The following is a 24,884-nucleotide window of genomic DNA, read 5'->3' as shown; positions in this document are numbered from 1 at the left end:
CAGCGCAGACACTTGCCATGTGGGATAATCTGTAGGAAAGAGAAAACCAAATAGGTTCTTATTTCAGGACATGGCATGATCACGCGCATCCGCGAAGTTCGCAAGGCGAAGGGGCTGACGCTGGAGCAGGTCGGCGCGCTATGCGATCCGCCTACCACGGCACAGACGATCGGGCGACTGGAAACCGGCACCCGTACCGTATCGGTCAAATGGCTCAATCGCATCGCGCTGGCGCTGGGCGTGACGACCGCCGAACTGGTCGCTTTGCCGGGGCAGGCCGCCGTGCCGGTCGCCGCCCTGCTCGGCCCCGACGGCGCGCGCGCGCCCACCCGCCCGCTCGCCTTCCCCCCGCCCGTCGCATCGGACGGCATGGTCGGCGTCCATGTCAACGCCAGCATCGGCGACTATCGCAGCGGCGACGCCATCTGGTGCAAGCGGATCGCGCCGGAGGAATTTGCCGGCGCGCTCAACCGCGACCTGCTCGTCCCCCGCCCCGCCGGCCGCTTCCTGTTCGGGCGGCTCATCGGCCGGGAAGGCGACCGGTTGCAACTCCTCCCCTTCGGCGCCGGTGCCCGCCAAACGGTCATCACCGACCCGCCATGGGCCGCTGTGGCGGTGCAACTCGTCCGACGCCTCTAGCCAAGTCGGCGCGGGGCTGCTTAACCATCTTCTAAAGACTATGTTGCGAAGAGAGAGGCCATGGCGCTCAACATTCTCATGCTATCGACCCTCTTTCCCGACATCAGCCGGCCCAATTTCGGCGTGTTCGTGGAACGGCAGGCGCGCGAACTGGCCAGCCGGCCCGAAGCAGACGTTACCGTACTCGCGCCGGTCGGGCTGCCGCCATGGCCGCTATCGCTGGCCAGCCGCTACGCCCCGCTGCGCGCGCTGCCGCGCAAGGAACGCTGGCGCGAGCTGACAGTCTACCGCCCGACTTTCCCGATCATCCCCAAATTCGGCGGCGCCACCAATGTCGGCGCCATGACTCGCGCCATCCTGCCGCTGGTCCGCCGGCTGCACGCGGAAAAGCCGTTCGACGTGATCGACGCCAGTTTCTTCTTCCCCGACGGCCCCGTGGCCCAGCGCCTGTCGAAAGCGCTCGGCATCCCCTATTCGGTCAAGGCGCGCGGCGCCGACATCCATTATTGGGGTACGCAGCGCAGCACGCGCAAGCTGGTGCTGCAGGCGGCCGAGGGCGCTTCCGGCCTGCTCGCCGTGTCCGAAGCCATGCGCCGATCGATGGGCCGCATGGGCATCGATATGGACAAGATCCGCGTCCATTATACCGGCGTCGATCTCGACACGTTCGAAGGGGGCGACCGCGACGCAGCCAAGGCCGCACTGGACTTCAGCGGCCCGGTCATGCTCTGCGTCGGGGCGCTGATCCCGCGCAAGGGGCAGGATCTGCTGGTCCGCGCACTGCCGCAATTGCCCGATGTGACGTTGCTGTTGGCGGGGCAAGGCGCCTTCCGCCGCACGCTGGAAAATCTGGCGCAGGAACTGGGCGTCGAACGGCGTGTCGGCTTTCTGGGGTCGGTACCGCATCATAAATTGCCGCGCATCTATACCGCCGCCGATGTGATGGCGCTGCCTTCCGAATCGGAGGGGCTGGCCAATGCCTGGGTGGAATCGCTCGCCTGCGGTACGCCGATCGTCATCACCGATGTCGGCGGCGCGCGCGAGCTGCTCGACCGGCCGGACGCCGGCCGGATCGTGGAGCGCGATCCCGATGCGATCGCGCAGGCCGTCCGCGCGATACTGGACAATCCGCCCGCCCGATCCGCCGTGCGGGAATCCGCGCTGCGCTTCACCTGGACCGCCAATGGCGACACGCTGCTCGCCCATCTTCAGGCGATCGCCGGCCAGAATTAATCCCAGAAGCGGACCAGCCGCGCCTTGCCATCGTCCGTGGGGAACCGCCCTTCATCGAACGGCAGCTCACCCCATCGCCAGGGCGTCAATTCCTGATAGGCGGGATTGGACACCGGGGCATGGCGGCGCAGGGTGAATACGCGCCGCCCATCATCATGATAGGCGGACAGCCGGGCATGTTCGCGATAGATTTCCGCCGGCCGCTCATAATGGAAGGCCTCATGCCATCCCATAGCCCGCGCGATCTGCGTGACGATCCACCAGCCCGGCCGCGCTTCCCCCGGCAGCGGGAAGACAGGGCGCTGCCGACCTATCAACCGGTCCGCGCTGGTCAACGTCCCGTCCCGCTCCAGCATCGCCGCCATGGGCAGGGCGATATCGATCCGATCGGCCATTGACGGGTCCAGCCTGTCACCGACGAACAAGGTGAAGGGCCGGCTGGCGGGCAACGCATCGAACCAGACGGGCGGCATGGCCCCCAACATGATCAGCGCCTTGATCCGCCCGTCCCGGATCGCATCAAGCAGCGCCGCGCCAGCAAGGCCCGGCGCCTTCACCAGTTTCGGCGCGGCCCAGAAACGTGCAACCGATCCATGCCCATCCGCCCCGAACGCATGGTGCGCGGCCAATGTCGTGGCGCAGCATCCGGCTTCCCGCGCGCCCATGGCATTGGGCGCGCCGGGCAGGGCGAACGGCCCCGCACCCGGTCGTCCGATCCGCCCCGTCGCCAGATGCAGCGCAAGGATGGCAGCGGCGGTACGATCCGCTCCCTCCTCCCCATCGGGATCGAAGATCGTCACCATCCGCCCGGCGCCGGCGATCATGTCCTTCAGCTCACGGATCCGCGCAGCCGGCAAACCGGTCGCGCGCGTCACCGACCACAGATCATGCCCCGGCCGCAGATCGTCCCAATAGCCATGCGGCAGCGCCACTTTCTCGCTCAGGAACGGCAGGTCGATAAGGTTCGCGTCATGGCAATGGAGCAATAGCCCGCCCAACAGCCTGTCCACCGTCCCCGGCGCCGGCGTCAGGTAAAGGTCGGCATCCCCATCGGCCGACGCCGGATCGGGATCGATCACAACCAGTAGGGCGCCCTGCTCCTCACGGGCCAGCCTCACTCGCTCGTTGAGCAGCGGATGCCGTTGGAGCGCCTGCGCGCCGATCAACAGAATGAGTTCGGCCTGCTCGATATCCTCGACGCTGGTGGGCATGACATCTTCGCCGAACGCCACGCGATGCGCCTGCGCGCCGGCCTCCGCCCAGGGCACGTCGATATTGGCCGAGCCGATAAAGCCCTTCATCAGCTTGTTGGCGACGAAATAATCCTCGGTCGTCAGGTCGCCCGCCACATGCAGCGCGACGCTGCCGGCGCCATGGCGCGCGACGATGTCGGTCAGGCGCTTGGCCGCCTGCGCGATCGCCCGATCGCGCGGAATGCGCCGCGCGCCCAGCCGGGCGTGCAGCAGACGCCCTTCCAGCCCCGCTTCGAACACCAGCGCTTCACCCGCCGGGCAGAGCCAACCCATATTGGCGGGATGAATCCGATCGCCTTCCAGAAAGACGCGCCGATCTTTTCCGTCCTGTGGATCGGCCATAGCGCGTACGCCGCACCCCATGGCACATCGGCCGCATAACGTCTTGGTCGCGATCATCGCCGACCCTCTAGCCGATCGGGATCGCGGGAAAAAGGTCGCACCTGCCGTTCCCGGTTGAGTTGCCCGGCAATGCAGCGCAAAAAGGCCGGATGAAGCCCCCTTTCCTTCGCGCCTTTTGCGCATTGCTCCTTTTGCTGTCGGCCAATCCGTCCAGCGCCGCGAACGATCGCGGCCCGGTGATACTTGCGGCCGCCAGCCTGCAGGATGTGCTGGCCGTCGCCGCCGTCGAATGGGCGCGGCAGGGCCATGCCCAACCGGTCCTCTCCTTCGCCGGCTCGTCCGCACTGGCGCGACAGATCCGCGCGGGGGCGCCGGCCGACCTGTTCATTTCGGCCGATGAAGACTGGATGGACATCGTCGAGAAAGGCGGCCTGATCCAGCCCCGGACGCGCGCGGACATCGCCGGCAATCAGCTGGTATTGGTCACGCCGATCCGTCAGCCGGCGCAGGTGAAGATGGGGCGCGGCATGCCGATCGCCCGTGCGCTCGGCTCGTCCCGGCTGGCCATGGCCGATCCCGACAGCGTGCCCGCCGGCAAATATGGCAAGGCCGCGCTGACCCAATTGGGCGTGTGGACCGCGGTATCGCCCAAGGTCGTGCGCGCGGAAAATGTCCGCGCCGCACTCGCCCTCGTCGAACGGGGCGAAGCGCGGCTCGGCATCGTCTATGCGACCGATGCCCGCGCGTCGCGCAAGGTCCGGATTGCGGGCATCTTCCCGGCCTGGACGCACCCGCCGATCCGCTATCCCGTCGCCCGCCTGCGGACCAGTCGCCATGCCGATGCGGACGCGTTCCGGACCTTCCTGCTCTCGCCCAAGGGACGCGCCGTGCTGGCACGCTATGGTTTCAGCGCGCCTTGAGCAGCGACATCTACGCCGCCCTGTCTCCTGAAGAATGGAGCATATTGGCCCTCTCGCTGAAGGTCAGCCTGGTCGCGGTCGCCGCGATCCTGCCAGCCTGCTTCTGCATCGCCTGGATGCTGGCCCGCTGGCGCTTTCCCGGCAAATTGCTGGTCGATGCGCTGGTCCATCTGCCGCTGGTGCTGCCACCGGTCGTGACCGGATGGCTGCTGCTGCTGCTGTTCGGCATGAACGGGCCGATCGGCCGATGGCTGTCGGACGTTTTCGGCATCACCCTGCTGTTCCGCTGGACGGGCGCCGCGCTGGCCGCCGCCATCATGGCCGTTCCACTCATGGTCCGGGCCATCCGCCTGTCTATCGAAGCGATCGACACGAGGCTGGAAAGTGCCGCCGCCACGCTGGGTGCATCGCGGCTACGGATATTCTTCACCATTTCGCTGCCACTCGCCCTGCCCGGCGTCCTGGCCGCCATCATCCTTGGCTTCGCCCGCTCGCTGGGTGAATTCGGCGCGACCATCACCTTCGTATCCGACGTGCCGGGCGAAACCCGCACGCTGCCGATCGCCATCTACGCCGCGATGCAGATGCCGGACGGGGAAGCGATGGTCACTCGCTTCGCCATCCTTTCGACGATGCTGTCGCTCGGCGCGCTGATGCTGTCGGAAATCATGGTGCGCCGGATTGCCCATGGGGGTCGCCATGTCATTTGACATCGACGTCAGCCGGACCGTCGGCGGGCGCAGGATCGCGCTGACCGTCCGCACCGATCGCCCGCTGGTCGCGCTGGTCGGCCCATCGGGCGTCGGCAAGACCAGCATCCTCGACATGGTGGCCGGCATCATAAGGCCCGATCGCGGGCATATCGCCGTGGACGGCCAGACCCTGTTCGACAGCGACGCAAAAATCGACATGCCTCCCGCGGAGCGACATGCCGGCTATGTCTTCCAGGATCGCCGCCTCTTCCCGCATATGCGGGTGCGCGCCAACCTGCTCTATGGTCGGCGCACCGGCATATCGGTCGACATGGACGATGTGCTGGACTTTCTGGGGATCGGCCATCTGCTCCACCGCTGGCCGCGCAATCTTTCCGGCGGCGAGGCGCAGCGCGTGGCGATCGGCCGGGCGCTCCTGTCCGGCCCGCGCTTCCTGCTGCTCGACGAACCGCTCTCCTCGCTCGATCGCCACCGCAAGAGCGACATTCTCGATGCGATCGACCAGATCCGCATGCGCGCCCCCATCCTCTACGTCACCCACGATATCGGCGAAGCGGAACGGCTGTCGGCCATGATCGTGACCATGGCCGGGGATGATTAGAGCATTTTGAAGTCAGCTAGCACAGCTGACGGCTCGCAAAATGCGGAAAACAAAAGACTCTTGTCGCATGATTCGATCCAATCCAATCGGATCATGCTCCAAGCCCTAGCTGCCGACCAATCTGGGGCGCCGCTCCGTCAGCATGTCCGGCGCTTTCGATCGCCGATGGGCCAGCAGGCGCGCGACGGAATTGCCGACCAGCATGTGCAGGCCTTCATCGCTTAGCAGGCCACCCCGCACCAGGCAGCGCTCGATCAGCACGCGCCGAAACGCGGCGTAAAGCTGCAAATCCGGTGCCTTGGGGCGTTGCCAGAAATCGTCCAGGCTGCCCGTATAGACGACGCCCGGCACCTTGTAGACGGCATGGCCCAACACCATCACCGGCTTGCCCACATTCAGGGCCAGCGTGCCGACCGTGCTGTTGACCGTGACGACGCCCAGCGACTTGCCCACCACATCGGCAATGTCCCAGTCGGCCAGATAGATGACCCGATCCGCAACGCCATAATGATGGGCCAGCCGGCGCGTGAGCCTGTCCCATCCGACAAGCCCGGCATCCAGCGGGTGCCGCTTGACGACCAGCGATACATTGTCCGGCGCATGCTGGGCGAAACTCTTGATGACGAACCGCAACGCCGCCCGCATATTGCCGAACGGCGAGTGGATGCGGATCTGATAGTCGGAATTCAGCTGAAGCGGCAGCGTGAAATAGGGCTGATCCTTGATCTTCTCCCATTCCGCCCGCGACCGCCGCTCATGGCTTTTGCGCATGATCAGCTTCCAGCACCAGGCGGCGGATTCCATCAGGAAGCTGTGCGGCCTGTGCGTGTTGTAAAAGGGAAAGATGGGCCGCATCAACGCGGCGGCCAGGCCGTTGCGCATCGTGTTGCGCGCACGCGCGCGGAAGGTCGACGGGATCTGCGGCAGGACTTCCTCCTGCGTCGGAAGGGCGCTGGCCTCCTCCAGATACCATTTGGGGTCGAGCGGCAGGGTGGAATTGCCGTTCACCCCGTCATCCTGCAACGTCATGAAGTCCGGCCGGATATAGCCTTCCTCGACCACATGGACGCGCAGATCGCGCAGGCGCGCCATGCCATGCGCGGACGTATGATAGGGGCGGCAATCACCGTAGAGAATAAGATCCGTGACGCCATGATTGACGATGAAATCGTCGAAGAAGAGCGGCCAGTTGCGAAATGTACCGCGATAGTCGGTGGCTTCGCCCGGCCAGTCGACCTTGTCGCCGCCATTGATGTTGATCCGCAAAGCCCGATGCCCGCGCTCGCGCAAGGCGTCTGCAAGCATCGCAAAATAGGGGCCATGTGGCCCTTGCAGGAACAGGAATGTCTTTGCGGACGCTTCAGCCATGCAACAACTCGGCGAACAAAGTCATAAAACGACGCAACTTCCCCTGTAGCATCCGCAGCCGAATAAGCCATGTCATCGGCGGCGTCGATCCATTTGCCATGCGGTCCACCATCACTTCCGGGCCGCACGGCAACCGCGTAACCGGATCAATATAGCGAGGATAGAGAATGAGGGCGGCCGCCACAAGCTGATCCACGCCGAGTTGACGGCCGCGGCGACCAGTTGATTTGGCCAGATCGCGGGTCAGGCCCCAGCCGGCGTAAAAGGGCATGCCATGGACCGTGACGGACCGGCCGCGCATCAGCGCCTCGAACCCGGTCAGCGACGACAGGACATGCACCTCGTCCACCGTCTGCACCAGTTCCATCAGCGGCGCGCCGGTATCGATGGCGTCGGCATGCGCCAGCACGGTCGCATCGGGCAGATGCCCCTTGCGATGGCCGGCCTGCACGTCGGGATGGGGTCGGTAGACGATCCAGGCGTCCGGTTCGGCCCGGCGGACCCGCGCCAGGAAATCCAGATTGCCCGCGACACCCGCACCGCCATACCGGACGGACAGGTCATCCTCCACCTGCCCGACCGCCAGCACCGTGCGCCGTCCGGATGGCAGGCCGATCATCTGCCCTGCTTCCGGCCCATATTTGGTGACGCCCGCCGAACATATGCGTTCGCGCAATCGCCCTGCCCGCTCGACCAGAGCCGAGGGGAATTCATGCGTTGCCAGCAGGGTTTCCAGATCATTGGCCCTGCGCCCATCATAATAGATACCGCTGCGATCCACCACGACCGACCCGGGCGGATGCAGCGCGGCACCCAGCCCGCGCGAGCGCAGGAAACCGTCCTCGACCTGCGCGATCGAAACACCCATGGCGGCGGCGGCCTGCGACGTGCCCGGCGGCACGCGCGAGGGCCAAATGGCCAGCGCCCCGCCCGCCCGCTGCGCCCGGCGCAAGCCGCGCTCTGCCGACAGGAAAGGCGGCGCGCGCAGTCCATCCCACAGGAAATGGCCGATCGCCTCCCGCTTCCAGAAGGCCATGCCGCTGGCCGCTGCGATCCCGCGATTGCCATCCATATGCCGCCGCCAGTCGGCCAGCTGCGTGATGACGGTCACGATATCCACGGCCGCCTCGGTAAAACAGTCGCGATAGCTGGCCGCCGCCAACCTTGCCCGCAACATGCTGCGCAGCATGGCAGGGTCGACCCGCAGACCGTCGGGACCGATCACCGGCACCTCCAGCAAGCCTGCGACCAGAGCCAGCTCGTCATCCGCTGCCGCATGGACGGAATCCACCTGCGCCACCAGCGCCCACGGATCGCACCCATCGGGCAGGCGTCGGCCCGCGCCCGCGCTCGATGCGCGCCCCGGCCCCGGCACGATCCCGATCTGCTCCGGCAACAGCCCTTCCAGATGCGATCCATCGACCGACACCCCATCGCGCACGACCAGGCGCAGCCCTTGCGGCCGATGCCCCCAATAATCGCCCCCCACACGGGCCTGCGCCAGCAGTACCAGCATGTCGTCCGATATCGACGCGCCATCGCCTTCGCCGACCGCCGGCGCGCTGACGGCCGCCGTCGCGGCGGCAATGCCGGCAAAGGGCGGCGATCGCAGAAACGCAATAGTCGTCATCAAGAAAGGATGTGCTTGCGCATGATCCACGCGGCGCGCGACGATGCGCTGTTTGCGTCCCTTGATGATGCCCCGATGCGGGCCATGCCCCTGTCCTTCATTAGCTCGTCCGACCATGCGATTGCCGTCCGGCAAGGTCAAGGAACAGAGGCTGTTACTTCTTCGATCAGGTCGGTGATGATGTCGAAATAGTCACGCCAGGTCGGCGCGCGCCAATCGACCAGCCGCGCGATCTGCGCCGCGCGTGCCGGCGCGTCCGGCTGGCTATAGGCCTCGATCGCGCGCATCCATCCCAGCCCGTCCAGCGGATCGAGATAATCGGGCCCATCTCCGCCGACCTCGCGATGGGCGACGATATCGCTGCATATCACCGGGACGCCGGCCGCCAGCGCCTCGACCACCGGCATGCCGAATCCTTCCGCGAAGGACGGCATCAACATCGCACGGGCATGGGCGACCAGCGCATGCATGCGATTGTCGGACACCTCGCCCGCCTCGATCACATGGCCGCGCAGCGCTTCGGCCCGCTCCAATATGTCGATCACATTCTCATTTTCCCAGCCGCGCCGGCCGATCAGCACCAGCACCGGCGCCGCATCGCCCAGACGTTCGACCAGCCGCCGCCAGATATTGAGCAGAAGCAGATGATTCTTGCGCGGCTCGATCGTCGAAATATAGACGAAATAGGGCCGATCCGGCACATCCTCGTCCTTGGCGCCGAAAATATCGGGCGCATCGGCACCGAAATGCGCGACCCGCACCGCGCGCCCGTCCAGACCATGCCGCATATGCGGTTCCAGCGCGTCGATCGTCGCCTGGCTGTTGCCGATGATGCCGCTGGCGAAACTGTCGATCGTGCGCACCCGGCGCAGATGCTCCTCCGCCCCTTGCGGCCGGGCAAATTCGGGATGGCTGAGCGGGATCACGTCATGGACCAACGTGATGAACTTCGCACCTTCCGCCCGCAATATCGCCCCGACCTGCGCATGATCGTCCAGATGGTGCGGCGACACCTGAAGATAGACGCGCGGCGCGCGCGCGCGCGGTACGGGCCGCGGGCGCGTGGCGAACATGTGGCGGATGACCGCCGCCTTGCCCTCGCCAGCCGGCACCACACCGGCATTGCGCCATTTGGCCGTGGTGAAGGCCAGAAACTGGCGCACCGCCGACTTGTCCAACCGCCCATAATAGCCGCCTGCGGGATGAACGGCGGCAAAGGCCAGCCGGTCCGGCATCCGCTCCAGCAATTCGCGCGCATAGACATATTCGACGCGATCGATGCCGGTGGGCGACGGGTGGAAGGAACGGGACAGCAGCCGCGAAATGTCGAGGATCACCTCGCTTTCGCCACGCACTCCCTGGAATAGCTGGCTGGCACGCTTGGACCGCAGCGCCAAGCGCGCACCGGGCGCGTTGAAGGGGCGCAACGTCATCAGCGTGCGCCTCGCGGGCATGAAAGCCTACCGGCAGGAAGGATGGACATCAGAGTTGCGCGCGAATCTCGTCGGCCAACGCCTGCAATTGCGCCGGATCCGCCTGCCCGCCGGCACCATGAGCGGCAAACCCCTTCGGATCGCCCTCCCAGCGCGGCAGGATATGGACATGCAGGTGGAAGATCGTCTGACCCGCCGGCGCGCCGTTAAACTGCGCGATCTGGATACCGTCGGGGTTCACCGCCTTGCGAATGGCGGCGGCGACCTTTTTCGTGGTCGCCATCACCTGGGCCAGCGCATCCTCCTCGATCTCCAGCAGGTTGCGCGCCTTGGACCATTTGGAAATGACCAGGGCATGCCCCTTCGTCTGCGGCATGATGTCGAGGAAGGCGAAGGTCGTGTCGTCCTCATAGAGCTTCGTCGACGGGATCTTGCCCTGAAGGATCAGGGCGAAGATATTTGCGTCGTCATACGTGCCGTCGAGGCTCATGGATTGCCCTTAACTGATATAATGGGCGGTCGTCTTAGCAGCGACTTCCTCCGCCGTCACGCCCGGCGCCAGTTCAACCAGCTTGAACGGGCTATCATGGTCAGGACGTTGGAAAACGCACAAATCCGTCACGATCATGTCGACGACATTCTTGCCGGTCAGCGGCAGCGTGCATTCCGGGATGAACTTCGCGTCGCCATTTTTCGACGTATGTTCCATCACCACGATGATCTTCTTGACGCCCGCGACCAGATCCATCGCGCCGCCCATGCCCTTGATCATCTTGCCGGGGATCATCCAGTTGGCGATGTCCCCATTTTCCGCGACCTCCATCGCGCCCAGCACGGTCAGGTCGATATGCCCGCCCCGGATCATCGCAAAACTGTCGGCGGAACTGAAATAGGCCGATTGCGGCAATTCGCTGATCGTCTGCTTGCCGGCATTGATCAGGTCCGCATCCTCCTCCCCCTCATAAGGAAAAGGCCCGATGCCCAGCATGCCGTTTTCCGACTGGAGCGTCACTTCCACGCCGGCCGGGATGTGGTTCGCCACCAGCGTCGGGATACCGATGCCCAGATTGACATAGAAACCGTCCTGCAATTCCTTCGCCGCGCGCGCGGCCATCTCATCACGAGTCCAGGGCATCTTATTGCTCTCCACCGGCGGGCGGCGCCCACCTCTTGTCCATCGGAAACACGTCGTCGAACCCGCCTTTCAGGCCGCTGCCATAGACGGGGTTGGGCATCACGAACCAGCCGCCGCCCCACAGGCCTGCGATCGGCAGCCGCATGGTCGCGGCGCGGCGATCGGCCACAGACTGGCCGGCGTTGAACAGGTCGGAAAAATCGCCCAGCTGATCGCCGCCCAAGGCGATGACGCAATATTGGCTGGCGATCGTCCAGCGGCGGCCATCCTTGCGCGATCCCATGGCATCGTCACCGCTCAGATACAGCGTCTTGCCATGCACCGCCTCGCCCAAGCCCGCCGCCTTGATCGCGCGCGCGGTCGCATCGGCATTGGCGGCCGACCGGTTGGTGTTGAAGATCACCGTCACGCCCAGATTGCGCAGCGCCGCCAGCACATGATCGGCGCCCGGCACCGGCCCCACTGCGCCTTCGCCTGTCTTCTCCCACTTGTCCCAGCTGGCCGCGTCGAACCCCTGCCCGACCTTGGCGCCATGATATTCATAGCCGGTGTTCAGCATCACCGTCTCGTCCACGTCGAACACGGCGGCGAAGGGCTTGTCCCCGCACGGCGCGAACTTGGGCGCATCCAGCGTCGCCCCTTCCGCCAGCACCACGCTATCGGTCGGTCGTGCCTTCACCTTGCCTGCCACATAGCCCAGCAGCGCATGCCAGGCCTGCACCGAAATCGCAGCCCCCTCGCCCGATCCGTACAGATATTGCATCCCGGCGGGCGGTGTGGCTGGCGCGGTGGCCAGCGGCGGGGTGGCCGTGGTGGCACAGGCCGCAAGCGGCGCCAGCAACAGCGAAGCGGCCGCACGCATCTTCATGGACATCACGCCGCTTCCCGCGTCCGCACGGTCCGGAACTCGATCTTCTTGTCGTAGGGCGCACCCACGATCATCCGCTTCACATAGATGCCCGGCAGGTGGATCGCGTCGGGATCGAGCGTACCGGTCGGCACCACTTCCTCGACTTCCGCGATGCAGATCTTTGCGGCGGTCGCCATCGGTGCATTGAAATTGCGCGCGGTCTTGCGGAAGATCAGGTTGCCGCTCTCGTCCGCCTTCCATCCCTTGACGATCGCGATGTCGGCGAAGATGCCGCGTTCCAGGATATAATCCTGCCCGTCGAAAGTCTTCACTTCCTTGCCCTCGGCCACCTGCGTGCCGACGCCGGTCTTGGTATAGAAGCCGGGGATGCCGGCCCCACCGGCACGGCAGCGCTCGGCCAGCGTGCCCTGCGGACAAAATTCCACTTCCAGTTCGCCGGCCAGATACTGCCGCTCGAACTCCTTATTCTCACCGACATAGGAGGAGATCATCTTCTTCACCTGCCGCGTGCGCAGCAGCTTGCCCAGGCCCTCGCCATCGATGCCGGCATTGTTGCTGGCGATGGTCAGATCCTTGACGCCCGAATCGCGGATCGCATCGATCAGCCGCTCGGGAATGCCGCACAGGCCAAAGCCACCCGCGCAAATCTGCATCCCGTCGAAGAGAAGTCCCTCCAGCGCAGCCGCCGCATCGGGATAGAGCTTCTTGACCATCGACACCCGTCCTTTTCGCAATTTCGTCGCAACTCTAGGCAGCGCAACCAATCAATACCAATGATTTGTTTTTTCCGATAAGCATAATCAATGCCTATCAATCGCATCGCCTTCTACCATCTCGAAACGCTGCTCTGGATCGCGCGCCTTGGCACCTTCGCGGCAGCGGCGACGCGGCTGAACACGACCCAACCGGCCATATCGGCACGCGTGCGCGAACTGGAAAGCCATCTGGGCACCGCCCTGTTCCGCCGAGAGGGGCGCGCCATGGCATTGACCCCCGCCGGTCGCGAACTGGTGCGCGAAAGCGAACCGCTCTGGGCGCGGTTCCAAGGCGTGTTGATGGGATGCAGCGACATATCCGGCGCGACCGGCATCGTGCGCATCGGCGCGGGGGAAATTGCGGCGGCCAGTTGCCTGCCCGGCTTCGTCGCGCAATTGGGCCGCGACCTGCCGCAGGTCAGCCTGGAGGTCGATATCGCGCTGACGGTCGATCTGATCCAGCAACTTGCGTCCGGCCATGCCGACATCGCCTTTGCCGCCGGGCGGATCGCCCATCCCATGCTGCGCACCGCCCCGATCGGCAGCATCGACCTGCTCTGGCTGGCGCGCCCCTCGACGGTTGCCACGATGGACGCGACCCAGACGCCGATCTGGTCGCTCTCCAACCTCTCGCCCCTTTATCGCATCATGAAGGAAGCGATCGCCGCCTCGGCGCTGGCCGACTGCCCGCTCAACCTCTGCAACAATGTCCGCACGATGATCGACATCGTGCTGGAGGGCGGCGGTATCGGCATCTTCCCCGAGCCCATGGTCCGGCATCAGGTGGCCGACGGTCGGCTGATCCCGGTGCCGGGTGCGCCAGCCATGCCGCCGGTGGATTTCCACGCCGCCGTTCGCGCTGCCGAAGCCGATCCCCTGATATTGGCCATTTTCGCGCGAGCGAGTCACCTCAATTTGCGAGGAGACACCGCCGCCTGACCGTTTCGGTCGCACCATCGGTCATGGCGCCGCGTCCCCAAAGGCCGGCGCCGCCAGCGCGCGCGCATGGTCGCGAATGCCCGATGGCCAGCCCTCCGACAGCGCGGTGAATGGCGCAGCCTCCTTGGCAAAAAGCGCGCGGATGGCAGCTTCATAGCCAGGCCGATCGCCGGCCATGGCGGTCATGAAATGATAGGCCGCGTCCATCGCAGCGCGCGGGTCGGGCGTCGTGGCGCTGGCCTTGCGCGCATCCTCTACAAGACGGCGGATGGTGGCCGATGCGCCGCCCGGCTGGGTAGCCAGCCATTCCCAATGGCGCGGCAGCAACGTCACCTCGCGCGGCTGGACGCCCAGCTTCGGCCGTCCCCTGCCCCGCGCTTCTTCGACCGCCGGGCCGCGCAGGTCGATATCCACCTGTCGCCCGGTCGCGTCGTCGAACAGCAGGATATTCTGGGCGTCGTCGCCCATGGCGCGCAACGCCGCGCGCACTTCGCCTTCGTCGCCGGTCGCGATCCACAAATCGCCCGCAAAGGCCGTCAATGTCCGATCCATGCCGAATCTCCCTTCGACATGGATATTATTATCCGGGCATTATTGAGTCAATATAATCCGGGTAATAATTAAATGCCGCGCAATTCCACCCAGGTCGGCGCGTGGTCGCTGGCCTTTTCCCGGCCGCGAAATGCCTTGTCGACCTGCGCGTCGATCAGGCGATCGGCGGCGGCGGGGCTGAGCAGCAGATGGTCGATGCGGAAGCCCGCGTCGCGCGGCCAGCTGTTCGCCTGATAGTCCCAGAAGGTCCACACACCGCCGTTCGGGTGCCGGCTGAGGATCGCATCGGTCCAACCATCATTCAGCAGGCGGCGATAGGCTTCCCGGCTTTCGGGCTGCATCAGCGCATCGTCCTGCATCGCTTTGACCGAGAAGGTGTCGATGTCGCGCGGGATGACATTATAGTCGCCGGCCAGAATGGCGGGCACTTCCTCCGCCCAGATTTCTGCGGCGCGGTCCCGCAGGCGCTTCATCCAGCGCAGCTTATAATCGAATTTCGGGCCGGGCTGCGGATTGCCGTTGGGCAAATAGATGCTGGCGACGCGCACGCCCTTCACATCCGCCTCCAGATAGCGGCTATGCTCGTCCTCCGGCTCGCCTTCCAGACCCCGGCGTATCTCGACGGGGGTTTCGCCGCGCGCAAGGATGGCGACGCCGTTGAATCCCTTCTGCCCGTGCCAGATCACGCCATAGCCGGCGTCTTCGATATCCTTGACCGGGAAGGTTTCGTCGCTGGTCTTGATTTCCTGAAGGCAGGCGATGTCGGGCCGCGTTTCGTCCAGCCATTCCAGCAGGCGCGGCAGGCGCGCCTTGATGCCGTTGATGTTGAAGGTGGCGATGCGCATGGGCTGACCCAATCCCTTTAGGTTCGTTGATTCCGGCCACCCGCATAAAGGGGAATGTGCTCGTGCGAAAGCAGCAGCCTAGAGTCGACCTGGGTGCCTGCATCCTGGGCTCCTGCTTCCGCAGGAGCACGGCCTCTGGTCAGACCGAGAAGCTGGTCCCGCAGCCGCAGCCGGCCGTCGCGTTGGGGTTCGTCACCTTGAACGCCTGCCCGCCCAGGTCGGACACGAAATCGACCGCCGATCCGCGCACCAGATCGATGCTGACATCGTCCACCACCAAAGTCACGCCGTCCCGCTCCACCGTCAGATCTTCCGCCTCGACTACGTCTGCCAGGCCGAAACGATATTGGAAGCCCGAACAGCCGCCCCCTTCCACCGACAGGCGGAGGATGGCGGGCTTGCCCTGCTTGGCGGCGATGGCGGCGACGCGGGCAGCAGCGGACGGGGTGAGATCAATGTCGGACATGGTGCCTAGATAGGATCAAGCAAAAGGCCCGGCAACCCCATCGGGTGCCGGGCCTTTTGCGAATATCGTTATAAACCGCGATCAGTCGGCGGCTTTTTCTTCCGCCTTGGTCGGACCGCCCATGGCGAGCGGCGGCTTGGTGTTCATCGCGACCAGATAGTCGGGGCCGGCGACGAAGGGCAGCGGGTTGATGGCGGCGCCGTCGACGCGGACTTCATAATGAAGGTGGCTGCCGGTGGAGCGGCCGGTCGAACCCATCAGGCCGATCACCTGGCCGCGCTTCACATAGCTGTTTTCGGCGACCAGCAGCTTCGACATATGGCCGTAGCGCGTTTCCATGCCGCTGCCATGCGAGATCTGGACGAGATTGCCATAGCCGCTGGCCCAGCCGGCGCGGCTGATGATGCCGTCTGCGGTGGCGTGGATCGGGGTGCCGATGGGACCGGGAATGTCGATGCCCTTGTGCATGCGGGCGGAGCGGTTGAACGGATCGGAACGGACGCCGAAGTTGGAGGTCAGCGAGAGCTTTTCGACCGGGCGGCCCGACGGGATATAGGCTGCGGTCTTGGCATTGCCGTCCAGCCGCTGAAGGCTGGAAAAGAGGTTGGAGAAGCCGACGTCGGAAGGCCCAAGTGCGCTGGTGTTGATTTCGGACGCATCGCCATAGGGATCGTCGGTTTCGGTGGCATGGGCCGGGGCGGTTGCGCACAGCGCGCCGACGATCCCGATACTTGCTAAAACCGTCTTAACCTTGTTCGCCTGGAACCAAAGCGACTGGCGAACATTAACCGAATGAAGAACCGACATGCAGACCCCGACTATGTCACCGGAGACTTGATGCCCCTCGGCGCTTCCCGTGTTAAATTTTTTGGCGACCTGGATCGCCCCCGCTGAGCGCAGACTGCAAATTGCTGATCATGTTGCAAGCGCGGCGTAGAATTCTTCCGTCAAACCGGCCTGTCGACGCGCCGAGTCGTTGAACGGTGGCTTAACGCTGCCACGAAAATGCCTTTTCACAAGCATTTGGTAATATTTGGGGGATTCGACACCCATGCGTTTCGTCGCCCAGACGAACCAGTTCGTCCCCGCCGCAACATGGCGAATCTCATCGTCCACAATGCGCCGCAGCATCTTGCCGGAGGCCATGTCCCCGGCCCCCTCGAACCGCTCCACCGTGGCCGGCGTGATGTCGAGCGCGCGGGCCTCCAGCACCATGGGCACGATGGCCAGACGCGCGAGCGCATCGCCCGCCGTCTCCTCCGCCGCCTGCCACAATCCGTCATGCGCGGGCAGCGCGCCATAATGGCTGCCCAACTGCCGCAACCGCCGGTCGAGCAGCGCGAAATGCATCGCCTCGTCCGCGCCGACCTTCATCCATTCGCTGGTGAAGTCGGGCGGGAACTGGTCGCCGAAACGACCGATCAGGTCGAACGCCAGGTCGATCGCGACGAATTCGATATGGGCCAACGCATGGAGCATGGCGATGCGCGCCCGCTCCGATCCGATCTTGCCCCGCCTTGGCATGTGCGCCGGCGACAGCAGGATCGGCGCGTCCGGTCGTGCCGGCCGGTCGGGCATCACGGCGTCGAACCGATGCGCCAGCCGCCCCAGTCGCCACGCGCGCGCCACCGCCCGCGCGGCCATCAGCTTGGCCTGCGGATCGGCGGTCAGCAATATATGGGCGCAGGCCGCGCCCACGCTCGTCACGGAAGGCGGCAGGCTCAAAGCGCGGTCACGGCCGCCAGCACCTCTTCGGCATGACCCTTCACCTTCACCTTGGGCCAGACGCGCAGGATCTTGCCGTCCGCGCCGACCAGGAAGGTCGCCCGCTCGATCCCCATATATTTGCGGCCATAGAGCGACTTTTCGACCCAGGTGCCAAAGGCTTCGCAGACCGTGCCCGGCTCGTCGGAGGCCAGGATGACGGTCAGGCCGTATTTCTCGGCGAACTTTTTCAGCTTGGCCGGCTTGTCCTTGGAAATGCCGATCACCGGCACGCCGGCGGCGGCATATTCGTCGGCCAGGGCGGTGAAATCCTTGGCTTCGTTGGTGCAGCCGGGCGTATCCGCCTTGGGGTAGAAATAGACGACCAGCGGCTTGCCCTGATAGCCGTGCAGCGTGAAATCGACGCCTTCGGCGTCCTTGAGCGTCACGTCGGGGATCGCGTCACCCTGTTCGAGCATGTTCATTCCTCCTGATAGGGCGCGGCCAGCGCAGCCCAGGCTTCGCTGACGCATATCCGCGCCTTGGCATAGCTGGCAAGCAAGCCGTCCCAATCTTCCGCACCGCACGCCCGCGCGACCAGCGGCCGGGTCGCCTCCGCCGGCTCGGTCGATTTGGGCGAGACGAGGCGGGACACGACCAGATAGCGGGTGATGAGGTCATGCGCGGCGAGCAGGTCGGCGGGCAGATGGCCGGCCGCCACCAGCACGCCCAGCGCCTTGCCCAGATCGGGGTCGAAGGCGATGCGATAATGGAACTGGTTGACGTGGATCAGGAATTCCAGATCGACGAGGCCACCCGGCACCAGCTTCACGTCCAGATCGCCGACCGGCGGCTTATGCCTGGCGATATCGCCGCGCATCTTCACCGCCTGCCGCGCCAGATCGTCAAAATCGCGCGGCCGCTGGAGCGTTTCGGACAATATCGCGTCGAGCGCGGCGCGCGCCTGTGGCGAACCGAACACCGGCCGCGCGCGGGTGAGCGCCAGATGCTCCCAGGTCCAGGCCTCCTCCCGCTGATAGCGCGCGAAGCTGTCCAGGCTGACCGCCAGCAAGCCCTGCGCGCCGGACGGGCGCAGCCGCGTATCGACCTCATAGAGCGGGCCGGACGCGGTATGAACCGACAGGGCGTTGGTGATACGCTGCGCCAGGCGGTTGAAATATTGGGTCGCGCCCAATGGCTTGGCGCCGTCGGATTCTGTCGAGAAGGTGCCGGTGAAGAGATAGACGAGGTCGAGATCCGACGCATGGGTCAGCACGCCGCCGCCCATGCGCCCCAGCGCCAGGATCAGCAATTCGCCGCCCGGCACCTTGCCATGGGCGCTCTCGAACTCGGCGACGGTGGCGGTGGCCAGCGCCTCGATCGCGGCCTCGGCGACGCGGCCATAGCCCCGGCCGGCCTCCAGCGGATCGCCGCCCCGGATAATCTGCGCGCCCAGCGCAAAGCGGCGATCGCCCACGCGCTGGCGCACCCGGTCGAGCAGCGTCTGATAATCCTCGCCCGGTTCCAGCCGCCCCAGTTGCGCCGCCAATATTGCGACCGACGGCGCAGGATCGAAGGCGGACGCGTCGATCAATCCGTCGATCAGCTCCGCCCGGCGGCCGAGCGCATCGGCCAGCGTCGGGGCATGGCTCAATATCTCCGCCAGCAATTCGACCAGCGCGGGGCGCGCGGCCAGCAGCTTGAAGAAGTTGATGGCGCTGGGCAGCCGACCGATCATGTCGTCCAGCCGATTGAGCGCGCGCGAGGGATCGGGCGCCTTGGCCAGCGTGCGCATCAGGCCGGGCAGCAACGCCTCCAGCGCCTCGCGCGAGGGCGCACTGCGCAGCGCGCGGACGGTACCACCGCGCCAGCGGGCGATGCGGGCCAGCGGCGTTTCGGGATCGGCGAAGCCCAGATCGACCAGCTGTTCCTTCAGCCGATCCTCGTCATGCGACAGGGACGCGTCCGGCTTTTCGGGGCTCAGCCGATCATAATTGCGCCCGACCCATTCGACATGGGGCCGCAACAGGTCGAGCAGCGCTGCGCTGTCGGCCAGGCCATGCAGGCGCGCGACATTGTCCAGGCTGTCGGGCGATTTGGGCAGCTCGTGGGTCTGGCGATCCTCCACCATCTGCAACCGATGCTCGATGGTACGGAACAGGATATAGGCTTCGTCCAGCCGCGCCGCGACGTCGGCCTCGATCACATTGGCGGCGGCCAGCGCGCGCAGCGCCTCGCGCGTATTGCCAGACCGCAGCGACGGATCGCGCCCGCCGTGGATCAGTTGATGCACCTGCGCGAAAAATTCGACCTCGCGAATGCCGCCGCGTCCGCGCTTCAGGTCATAGCCCGGCCCGAACGCCTGCCCCTGCGCATAATGGTCGCGGATGCGGCGTGATATATCGACGATCGCATCGATCGCGCCGAAATCCAGGCTCCGCCGCCACACGAAGGGGCGGATCTGGCGCAGGAAATAGTCGCCCAGGCCCAAGTCGCCCGCCGCCGGACGCGCGCGGATGAACGCCGCCTGTTCCCAGCCGAGCGCGGTCGATTCATAATAGCCGATCGCCGCCTCCACCGGCAGCGCGATCGGCGTGGCTTCGGGCGAAGGGCGCAGGCGCAGGTCGACGCGAAACACATAGCCGTCGCCATCGCGGGCATTCAGCAATTCGCTGACCCGCCGACCGATGCGCACGGCGGCGTCGGCCACATCCTCCCGCTCGTTATGCGGCATGGTGGTGGGATCGTAGAGCAGGATCGGATCGATATCCGACGAGTAATTCAGTTCCCGGCTGCCATGCTTGCCCAGCGCCAGCACGACGAAGCCCCTATGCTCGGCATCGGGATAGCGTTCCTGCATCGCGGCAGCGAGCGCTTCCTCCAACGCCTGATCGGCAAAGTCCGACAAAGTGCGCGTGACGCGGTCCATATCCCATGCGCCCGCCAGATCGGCCGCCGCCACCGCCAGCGCGATCGCCGCGCGCCGCCGCCGCAGCGATCGGGCGACACCATCTTCCGGCACCCCGGCTGCCTGCGCCGCGGCAAAGGCGCCATCGAAGTCGCCAGCGGCCAATCGCTCGGTCACGGCCGGATAACGGTCCAGCGCGCGCGACAGAAAAGGCGAATGGCCCCTGATCCGCTTTTCGGTGTCCAGCCAGTCGGTCACATCATCTCTCTCTTGTCGTCTCTCTCTTATTCGTCGGCGCTATCGCTTGGCCGTGCGACGAACGCCAGAAACTTTTGAGCAAGATGGTGGTTCTCTACATATGGATTTTCAGCGCAAAGCCACCGGCCGATCGGCCACAGGACGCGACGGCGGCGGTGGCCGCGTCGTTACTGTAGCTTTGCCAAAGCCTTACGAGGGCGTCGGCAATGCGCTCCGGGCCACCTTCCTCCCCGGCGATGACGGCACGCCGTCCGACATGATGGCATTGCTGGCGAAGCTGGATCGACACTGACCGGCCCCGGATCGGGTGTTGGCAGGGCTTTATTTACCCATTTCGGCTAGAAAATTTCATCTTCAGTCAGAAATAAAGTCGCATGCGCCCATGATGTATCGCAATTTCGCCCTCGCCACGCTGCTGGCCGCGCCGCTGATCGTGATGGCGGTCCAAAGCGTGGCGCCCAAGCCCCCGGAACAGGCCGCGTCCGCCGCTCAGCCCGAAACGCCACCACCGCCCGTCCCGGTGCCGGTCGCGCCGCCTCCCGCGCCGTCCATCGCTCCGGCTGACGTCGCGCCGCCTTCATCCTTCGATCAGCCCATGTCGGATGCCGGGCAACCCGCGCTCTCGCCGGGCGCCGGCCTGCCTGACGCACCGGCTGCCGGCCCCAGCACCGCGTTCGGCGCGCCCCCCGGCTCGCCCAACGCGGAACCCTGAAAAAAAGCGGTCAGATCGCGCCTTTGAACGTATCGCACTGGGCCGGATCACCGGTATCCAGCCCCTTGCGCAACCACTGCATCCGCTGCGCGCTGCTGCCATGAGTGAAGCTGTCGGGCACGGGACGCCGCCCCGCTTCCCGCTGCAACGTATCGTCGCCGATCGCTTCGGCCGCGCGCATCCCTTCCTCCAGGTCGCCCGGCTCCATCAAATTGGTGTCGCGCGCGGCCCAGACGCCGGCATAGCAATCCGCCTGCAATTCCATCTTCACCTGCAGGGCGTTGCCCTCGGCTTCGCTGGCGCGTTGCTGCGCCTTGCGGATCTTGTCGGCCTCGCCGGTGATGGTCTGGATATGGTGGCCGACCTCATGCGCGATGATATAGCCGATCGGGAAATCGCCCGGCGCGTTGAAGCGCGTCTCCATTTCCTTGAAGAAATCCGTGTCGAGATAGATGCGCTGGTCGGCCGGGCAATAGAAAGGCCCCATCGCCGATTGCGCCGCGCCGCAACCCGACTGGCCATTCTGGCTGTAGAAGACCAAAGTGGGCGCCGGATATTGCTGCCCCTGCGCCTTGAAAATATCCGCCCAGCGCCGCTCGGTGGATCCCAGCACCTTCAAGGAGACGCGCTGCACGTCGGTCAGCTGGCCGCTGGCGGGCTTTTGGGTCTGCACCTGCTGCCCGCCGCCACCGCCGCCGATCAGGCTCAGCGGATTGACCCCCATCACCACCATGATGATCAGCACGACGGCGATCCCGCCGCAACCGAAGCGACTGCCGATCAACGGCAACAGCATGCCCAGGCCACCGCCAAGGCCCCCGCCGCCTAGTCCGCCGCCACCGCGCCCGTCCTGCACTTCATAATGGCTGCTTTCCTGTTCGTCGTCGAGCCGCATCGCGCCCTCCCTTTCTTACGACATGGCCTATCCGATTCATGTCCGGCGGGGAACCGTCCGCGCAAGCGAAGGTTGCGCACAAGGATGATTTGTTACGAGACATTAAGTTGGAAGTGGCCCGGCAAAGCCTATATTGCACTGCGACATGGCTGATATTGAATCCACCCGCCAGGATGCGAAGCCGCCTCGTCGCGCGCGCACGCCCCTCCCCCTCCCTCGCGAAGTCGCATTGCTGTTGCAGGGCGGCGGCGCACTCGGCTCCTTCCAGTCGGGCGTCTATGAACGGCTGGACGAACTGGGCGTGGATGTCAGCTGGGTCGCGGGCATTTCGATCGGCGCAGTCAATGCGGCGATCATCGCAGGCAACCTGCCGCACCGCCGCCTCAGCCGGCTGAAGAAATTCTGGTACACATTGTCGGGCGGCATGCCCAACATGATCCTGCCCGAAATCGACCATATCCGCGAAGCCGCCCATCTGGGCGCAGCCGCCACCGTCGCCACATTCGGCGTGCCCGGCATGTTCCGCCCGCGCCTCTGGCCCGCGACCTTGATGCCAGAGGGTACGCCTGGCGCGATCAGCTTCTATGATACCGCCCCGCTGAAGGACACGCTGGACGCCTGCGTCGACTGGGATCTGCTGAACGACGGGCCGGTCCGCCTCTCGGTCGGCGCGGTCGATGTGGAAACGGGCAATTTCGCCTATTGGGATACGCGCGGCCCCGGCGGCAATACGTGGATCGACGCGCGGCACATCATGGCGTCGGGCGCGCTGCCCCCCGGCCTGCCCCCGGTGGAAATCGATGGCCGCTGGTATTGGGATGGCGGCCTCGTCTCCAACACGCCGCTGTCCCACGTCCTCAATCACCAGACCGAAGATATGCTGGTGTTTCAGGTCGATCTTTTCCCCGCCGAGGGGCCGATGCCGCGCCAGATGACCGATGTCTATTCGCGCATGAAAGACGTGCAATATAGCAGCCGCACGCGTCAGGTGACGGACCAATATCTGCGGCTGCGCCGCGAACATGGCGCGATCCAGGCGCTGCTCGACAAGCTGCCGCCGGACTTGCAGGACAGTGCGGAGGCGCAGGAATTGCGCCAGTGCCTGGATCAGGGGTCGGTCAATATCGTCCACCTGATCTACCGATCGCGCGCCTGGGAAAGCGGCGCCAAGGATTTCGAATTTTCCCGCGCCACCATGCTGGACCATTGGAGCCAGGGCCGTGAGGCGGTGGAGGAAGTGATGCACAAGGGCGACCTCATCGCCCGCAACATCCTGGACGGGAAGAGCGCGACCTTCGACCTCGACGAACCCGATCATCTCAAGGAGAAAAAGGCATGAGCAAATCTCTGGCCGGCAAGACCGCCCTGATCACCGGCTCCACCTCCGGCATTGGCCTCGCTTATGCCAAGGCGCTGGCCGGCGAAGGCGCGAACATCGTCATCAACGGCTTCGGCGACGCTGACGCGATCGAAAAGGAACGGGTCGGGCTGGAAGCGCTGAGTGGCGCGAAGGCGCTCTATTCGGGCCATGACCTGACCAAGGTGGATCAGATCGAGGCGATGATGAAGGAAGCGGCCGACAATTTCGGCGGCGTCGACATCCTCATCAACAATGCAGGCATGCAGCATGTCGCGCCGGTGGAGGAATTCCCGCTCGATAAATGGGATCTGATCATCGCGCTGAATCTGAACGCCGCCTTCCACACCACCCGCCTCGCCATTCCGCACATGAAGGAACAGAAGTGGGGCCGGATCATCCAGACCGCCTCGGCCCATTCGCTCGTCGCTTCGCCCTTCAAGAGCGCCTATGTGACGGCCAAACATGGCCTTAATGGCTTCACCAAGACGGTCGCGCTGGAAGTCGCGACCTTCGGCATCACCGCCAACTGCATCTCGCCCGGCTATGTCTGGACCCCGCTGGTCGAAAACCAGATCCCCGACACGATGAAGGCGCGCGGCCTGACCCGCGAGCAGGTGATGAACGACGTGCTGCTCGCCGGCCAGCCGACCAAGCAGTTCGTGACCGCCGAACAGGTCGCCGCGACCGCCCTCTATCTGTGCAGCGACGCGGCGGCGCAGGTCACGGGCGCCAACCTGTCGATCGACGGGGGCTGGACCGCGCAATAAGGAGCGTTGCCAACATCGCCCGCCATTCCCTTCTTCAGGAAAGGGAAATGGCGCGCTTCGACCAGAAATAGACGCTTCACCTGCCCTCTCCCGTTTTCACGGGAGAGGCTACGGAGACTTGGCAGCTCGCTGCCTAGTCGACGTCGGTGAGGGTCTTTCTGCTTTCTGGACAAGCATGTCCTGCCAGAAAGAAGCAAGGCCCTCACCCAACCCTCTCCCGTGAAAACGGGAGAGGGCTAAAGATAAGCTGAACGTCGCATATCCACCCATCCCAGCCCTGCGACCCAAAGCATCTTTCCTAATAGGATTATCCCTGATCTATCCTTGGGGATGATACCGCCGTCTCCCCGAAGTCCTCGCATGCCGGCCGCGTTCCGGTCGCCAAGATGTCGCGCGACTGTCGCGTCGAAGGCGCGCGGTCGTGGCGCAGGCGTGGCCCGGATGACGCACCTATGGCGCATCGCAGGCGCGTCGCGAGCGCCTTGGGAACGCTTCGGGCCGAAAAACCCCTGCAACGGTATGAACTTCGCTCGTCGCGTCGCTATCGCCCGGCGATGCACACCCTCTTTTCACGGCGCTGTCTGT

Annotated in this window: 26 protein-coding genes; 10 read left to right on the top strand and 16 right to left on the bottom strand. The window is 65.3% G+C overall.

Annotation, left to right across the window (positions count from 1 at the left end; genetic code table 11):
- Window positions 1-75 precede the first annotated feature (75 nt).
- Window positions 76-639 carry a helix-turn-helix domain-containing protein gene (locus F4U94_RS15000; protein ID WP_120249412.1) on the top strand — a complete coding sequence of 188 codons (564 nt, stop codon included), beginning with the start codon at window positions 76-78 and terminating at the stop codon, window positions 637-639.
- Between the two features lie 60 nt (window positions 640-699).
- Entirely contained in the window at window positions 700-1,872 is a 1,173-nt protein-coding gene (locus tag F4U94_RS14995; RefSeq protein ID WP_120249411.1) for a glycosyltransferase, read from the top strand.
- Here the strand turns inward: F4U94_RS14995 and F4U94_RS14990 are convergent.
- On the bottom strand, window positions 1,869-3,524 hold the full coding sequence (locus F4U94_RS14990) for a molybdopterin oxidoreductase family protein (RefSeq protein ID WP_120249410.1): 1,656 nt from the start codon (window positions 3,522-3,524) through the stop codon (window positions 1,869-1,871). The genes F4U94_RS14995 and F4U94_RS14990 overlap by 4 nt on opposite strands.
- A gap of 92 nt (window positions 3,525-3,616) precedes the next feature.
- Here F4U94_RS14990 and modA point away from each other — a divergent pair, with 92 nt between their 5' ends.
- The 3 genes from modA to F4U94_RS14975 are packed head-to-tail and all read left to right on the top strand — an operon-like array spanning window position 3,617 to window position 5,701.
- Window positions 3,617-4,387 (top strand): molybdate ABC transporter substrate-binding protein, encoded by a 771-nt coding sequence (gene modA, locus F4U94_RS14985; RefSeq protein WP_120249409.1) that lies wholly within the window; start codon window positions 3,617-3,619, stop codon window positions 4,385-4,387.
- Window positions 4,384-5,097, top strand: coding sequence for a molybdate ABC transporter permease subunit (gene modB / locus F4U94_RS14980; RefSeq protein WP_232015833.1), 714 nt, complete (start codon window positions 4,384-4,386; stop codon window positions 5,095-5,097). Before modA ends, modB begins: the two co-directional genes overlap by 4 nt.
- On the top strand, window positions 5,087-5,701 hold the full coding sequence (locus F4U94_RS14975; RefSeq protein WP_120251948.1) for an ATP-binding cassette domain-containing protein: 615 nt from the start codon (window positions 5,087-5,089) through the stop codon (window positions 5,699-5,701). The genes modB and F4U94_RS14975 overlap by 11 nt, the downstream gene beginning before the upstream one ends.
- 105 nt (window positions 5,702-5,806) lie before the next feature.
- Here F4U94_RS14975 and F4U94_RS14970 read toward each other — a convergent pair whose 3' ends face one another.
- The 7 genes from F4U94_RS14970 to F4U94_RS14940 all read right to left on the bottom strand — a co-directional run bounded on the left by F4U94_RS14970 (window position 5,807) and on the right by F4U94_RS14940 (window position 12,851).
- Window positions 5,807-7,069 (bottom strand): capsule polysaccharide biogenesis protein, encoded by a 1,263-nt coding sequence (locus F4U94_RS14970; RefSeq protein ID WP_120249408.1) that lies wholly within the window; start codon window positions 7,067-7,069, stop codon window positions 5,807-5,809.
- Window positions 7,062-8,699: a capsular polysaccharide export protein, LipB/KpsS family gene (locus F4U94_RS14965; RefSeq protein WP_120251946.1), complete on the bottom strand. Its 1,638-nt coding sequence runs from the start codon at window positions 8,697-8,699 to the stop codon at window positions 7,062-7,064. Before F4U94_RS14965 ends, F4U94_RS14970 begins: the two co-directional genes overlap by 8 nt.
- 137 nt (window positions 8,700-8,836) lie before the next feature.
- Window positions 8,837-10,132 carry a glycosyltransferase family 4 protein gene (locus F4U94_RS14960; RefSeq protein ID WP_120251945.1) on the bottom strand — a complete coding sequence of 432 codons (1,296 nt, stop codon included), beginning with the start codon at window positions 10,130-10,132 and terminating at the stop codon, window positions 8,837-8,839.
- A 49-nt stretch (window positions 10,133-10,181) separates the two neighbouring features.
- The gene (locus tag F4U94_RS14955; RefSeq protein ID WP_120249407.1) at window positions 10,182-10,622 is read right to left on the bottom strand and encodes an HIT family protein; all 441 of its coding nucleotides are present in this window, start codon (window positions 10,620-10,622) and stop codon (window positions 10,182-10,184) included.
- Window positions 10,623-10,631: 9 nt separating this feature from the next.
- Window positions 10,632-11,267 carry a CoA transferase subunit B gene (locus F4U94_RS14950; RefSeq protein WP_120249406.1) on the bottom strand — a complete coding sequence of 212 codons (636 nt, stop codon included), beginning with the start codon at window positions 11,265-11,267 and terminating at the stop codon, window positions 10,632-10,634.
- 1 nt (window position 11,268) lies between these two features.
- Window positions 11,269-12,141: an HAD family acid phosphatase gene (locus F4U94_RS14945; RefSeq protein WP_120249405.1), complete on the bottom strand. Its 873-nt coding sequence runs from the start codon at window positions 12,139-12,141 to the stop codon at window positions 11,269-11,271.
- The gene (locus tag F4U94_RS14940; RefSeq protein ID WP_120249404.1) at window positions 12,141-12,851 is read right to left on the bottom strand and encodes a CoA transferase subunit A; all 711 of its coding nucleotides are present in this window, start codon (window positions 12,849-12,851) and stop codon (window positions 12,141-12,143) included. The genes F4U94_RS14945 and F4U94_RS14940 overlap by 1 nt, the downstream gene beginning before the upstream one ends.
- Before the next feature lie 90 nt (window positions 12,852-12,941).
- Between F4U94_RS14940 and F4U94_RS14935 the strand changes: the two genes are divergently transcribed.
- On the top strand, window positions 12,942-13,832 hold the full coding sequence (locus F4U94_RS14935; RefSeq protein WP_120249403.1) for a LysR family transcriptional regulator: 891 nt from the start codon (window positions 12,942-12,944) through the stop codon (window positions 13,830-13,832).
- Window positions 13,833-13,853: 21 nt separating this feature from the next.
- Here F4U94_RS14935 and F4U94_RS14930 read toward each other — a convergent pair whose 3' ends face one another.
- From F4U94_RS14930 to F4U94_RS14900, 7 genes are all read right to left on the bottom strand, one after another.
- Window positions 13,854-14,384 carry a DUF2239 family protein gene (locus F4U94_RS14930; RefSeq protein ID WP_120249402.1) on the bottom strand — a complete coding sequence of 177 codons (531 nt, stop codon included), beginning with the start codon at window positions 14,382-14,384 and terminating at the stop codon, window positions 13,854-13,856.
- 68 nt (window positions 14,385-14,452) lie between these two features.
- Window positions 14,453-15,229, bottom strand: coding sequence for an exodeoxyribonuclease III (gene xth, locus F4U94_RS14925; protein WP_120249401.1), 777 nt, complete (start codon window positions 15,227-15,229; stop codon window positions 14,453-14,455).
- 139 nt (window positions 15,230-15,368) lie between these two features.
- A complete protein-coding gene (locus F4U94_RS14920; RefSeq protein WP_120249400.1) occupies window positions 15,369-15,695 on the bottom strand; it encodes a HesB/IscA family protein in 327 nt (108 codons plus the stop codon).
- 81 nt (window positions 15,696-15,776) lie between these two features.
- Window positions 15,777-16,502 (bottom strand): M23 family metallopeptidase, encoded by a 726-nt coding sequence (locus F4U94_RS14915; protein ID WP_172598745.1) that lies wholly within the window; start codon window positions 16,500-16,502, stop codon window positions 15,777-15,779.
- 108 nt (window positions 16,503-16,610) lie between these two features.
- Window positions 16,611-17,420 (bottom strand): ferritin-like domain-containing protein, encoded by an 810-nt coding sequence (locus F4U94_RS14910; protein WP_120249399.1) that lies wholly within the window; start codon window positions 17,418-17,420, stop codon window positions 16,611-16,613.
- On the bottom strand, window positions 17,417-17,878 hold the full coding sequence (gene bcp / locus F4U94_RS14905; RefSeq protein WP_120251943.1) for a thioredoxin-dependent thiol peroxidase: 462 nt from the start codon (window positions 17,876-17,878) through the stop codon (window positions 17,417-17,419). The genes F4U94_RS14910 and bcp overlap by 4 nt, the downstream gene beginning before the upstream one ends.
- A gap of 2 nt (window positions 17,879-17,880) precedes the next feature.
- Window positions 17,881-20,565: a bifunctional [glutamine synthetase] adenylyltransferase/[glutamine synthetase]-adenylyl-L-tyrosine phosphorylase gene (locus tag F4U94_RS14900; protein WP_120249398.1), complete on the bottom strand. Its 2,685-nt coding sequence runs from the start codon at window positions 20,563-20,565 to the stop codon at window positions 17,881-17,883.
- A gap of 100 nt (window positions 20,566-20,665) precedes the next feature.
- Between F4U94_RS14900 and F4U94_RS14895 the strand changes: the two genes are divergently transcribed.
- Window positions 20,666-20,857, top strand: coding sequence for a hypothetical protein (locus F4U94_RS14895; protein ID WP_120249397.1), 192 nt, complete (start codon window positions 20,666-20,668; stop codon window positions 20,855-20,857).
- A gap of 90 nt (window positions 20,858-20,947) precedes the next feature.
- Window positions 20,948-21,277: a hypothetical protein gene (locus F4U94_RS14890; RefSeq protein WP_120249396.1), complete on the top strand. Its 330-nt coding sequence runs from the start codon at window positions 20,948-20,950 to the stop codon at window positions 21,275-21,277.
- 10 nt (window positions 21,278-21,287) lie between these two features.
- Here F4U94_RS14890 and ypfJ read toward each other — a convergent pair whose 3' ends face one another.
- The gene (ypfJ, locus tag F4U94_RS14885; protein ID WP_150411956.1) at window positions 21,288-22,172 is read right to left on the bottom strand and encodes a KPN_02809 family neutral zinc metallopeptidase; all 885 of its coding nucleotides are present in this window, start codon (window positions 22,170-22,172) and stop codon (window positions 21,288-21,290) included.
- A 145-nt stretch (window positions 22,173-22,317) separates the two neighbouring features.
- On the opposite strand from ypfJ, the gene F4U94_RS14880 reads away from it, so the two are divergent.
- Together F4U94_RS14880 and F4U94_RS14875 are read left to right on the top strand one after the other, a co-directional pair.
- Window positions 22,318-23,511, top strand: a complete 1,194-nt coding sequence (locus F4U94_RS14880; RefSeq protein ID WP_120249395.1) for a patatin-like phospholipase family protein — start codon at window positions 22,318-22,320, stop codon at window positions 23,509-23,511.
- Window positions 23,508-24,299 (top strand): 3-hydroxybutyrate dehydrogenase, encoded by a 792-nt coding sequence (locus F4U94_RS14875; protein ID WP_120249394.1) that lies wholly within the window; start codon window positions 23,508-23,510, stop codon window positions 24,297-24,299. Before F4U94_RS14880 ends, F4U94_RS14875 begins: the two co-directional genes overlap by 4 nt.
- Window positions 24,300-24,884: the final 585 nt, after the last annotated feature.

It is taken from the genome of Sphingobium limneticum, from assembly GCF_008710155.1.
GTDB classification, from domain to species: domain Bacteria; phylum Pseudomonadota; class Alphaproteobacteria; order Sphingomonadales; family Sphingomonadaceae; genus Sphingobium; species Sphingobium limneticum.
This window is presented reverse-complemented; position numbering and strand designations above follow the sequence as displayed.

Excerpts from the sequence above, each read along its gene's own strand:
- F4U94_RS15000 (WP_120249412.1), top strand. The coding sequence starts at position 76 with ATGATCACGCGCATCCGCGAAGTTCGCAAGGCGAAGGGGCTGACGCTG.
- F4U94_RS14995 (WP_120249411.1), top strand. The coding sequence starts at position 700 with ATGGCGCTCAACATTCTCATGCTATCGACCCTCTTTCCCGACATCAGC.
- F4U94_RS14990 (WP_120249410.1), bottom strand. The coding sequence starts at position 3,524 with ATGATCGCGACCAAGACGTTATGCGGCCGATGTGCCATGGGGTGCGGC.
- modA (WP_120249409.1), top strand. The coding sequence starts at position 3,617 with ATGAAGCCCCCTTTCCTTCGCGCCTTTTGCGCATTGCTCCTTTTGCTG.
- F4U94_RS14975 (WP_120251948.1), top strand. The coding sequence starts at position 5,087 with ATGTCATTTGACATCGACGTCAGCCGGACCGTCGGCGGGCGCAGGATC.
- F4U94_RS14970 (WP_120249408.1), bottom strand. The coding sequence starts at position 7,069 with ATGGCTGAAGCGTCCGCAAAGACATTCCTGTTCCTGCAAGGGCCACAT.
- F4U94_RS14965 (WP_120251946.1), bottom strand. The coding sequence starts at position 8,699 with ATGACGACTATTGCGTTTCTGCGATCGCCGCCCTTTGCCGGCATTGCC.
- F4U94_RS14960 (WP_120251945.1), bottom strand. The coding sequence starts at position 10,132 with ATGACGTTGCGCCCCTTCAACGCGCCCGGTGCGCGCTTGGCGCTGCGG.
- F4U94_RS14955 (WP_120249407.1), bottom strand. The coding sequence starts at position 10,622 with ATGAGCCTCGACGGCACGTATGACGACGCAAATATCTTCGCCCTGATC.
- F4U94_RS14950 (WP_120249406.1), bottom strand. The coding sequence starts at position 11,267 with ATGCCCTGGACTCGTGATGAGATGGCCGCGCGCGCGGCGAAGGAATTG.
- F4U94_RS14945 (WP_120249405.1), bottom strand. The coding sequence starts at position 12,141 with ATGTCCATGAAGATGCGTGCGGCCGCTTCGCTGTTGCTGGCGCCGCTT.
- F4U94_RS14940 (WP_120249404.1), bottom strand. The coding sequence starts at position 12,851 with ATGGTCAAGAAGCTCTATCCCGATGCGGCGGCTGCGCTGGAGGGACTT.
- F4U94_RS14935 (WP_120249403.1), top strand. The coding sequence starts at position 12,942 with ATGCCTATCAATCGCATCGCCTTCTACCATCTCGAAACGCTGCTCTGG.
- F4U94_RS14930 (WP_120249402.1), bottom strand. The coding sequence starts at position 14,384 with ATGGATCGGACATTGACGGCCTTTGCGGGCGATTTGTGGATCGCGACC.
- xth (WP_120249401.1), bottom strand. The coding sequence starts at position 15,229 with ATGCGCATCGCCACCTTCAACATCAACGGCATCAAGGCGCGCCTGCCG.
- F4U94_RS14920 (WP_120249400.1), bottom strand. The coding sequence starts at position 15,695 with ATGTCCGACATTGATCTCACCCCGTCCGCTGCTGCCCGCGTCGCCGCC.
- F4U94_RS14915 (WP_172598745.1), bottom strand. The coding sequence starts at position 16,502 with ATGTCGGTTCTTCATTCGGTTAATGTTCGCCAGTCGCTTTGGTTCCAG.
- bcp (WP_120251943.1), bottom strand. The coding sequence starts at position 17,878 with ATGCTCGAACAGGGTGACGCGATCCCCGACGTGACGCTCAAGGACGCC.
- F4U94_RS14895 (WP_120249397.1), top strand. The coding sequence starts at position 20,666 with ATGGATTTTCAGCGCAAAGCCACCGGCCGATCGGCCACAGGACGCGAC.
- F4U94_RS14890 (WP_120249396.1), top strand. The coding sequence starts at position 20,948 with ATGATGTATCGCAATTTCGCCCTCGCCACGCTGCTGGCCGCGCCGCTG.
- ypfJ (WP_150411956.1), bottom strand. The coding sequence starts at position 22,172 with ATGCGGCTCGACGACGAACAGGAAAGCAGCCATTATGAAGTGCAGGAC.
- F4U94_RS14880 (WP_120249395.1), top strand. The coding sequence starts at position 22,318 with ATGGCTGATATTGAATCCACCCGCCAGGATGCGAAGCCGCCTCGTCGC.
- F4U94_RS14875 (WP_120249394.1), top strand. The coding sequence starts at position 23,508 with ATGAGCAAATCTCTGGCCGGCAAGACCGCCCTGATCACCGGCTCCACC.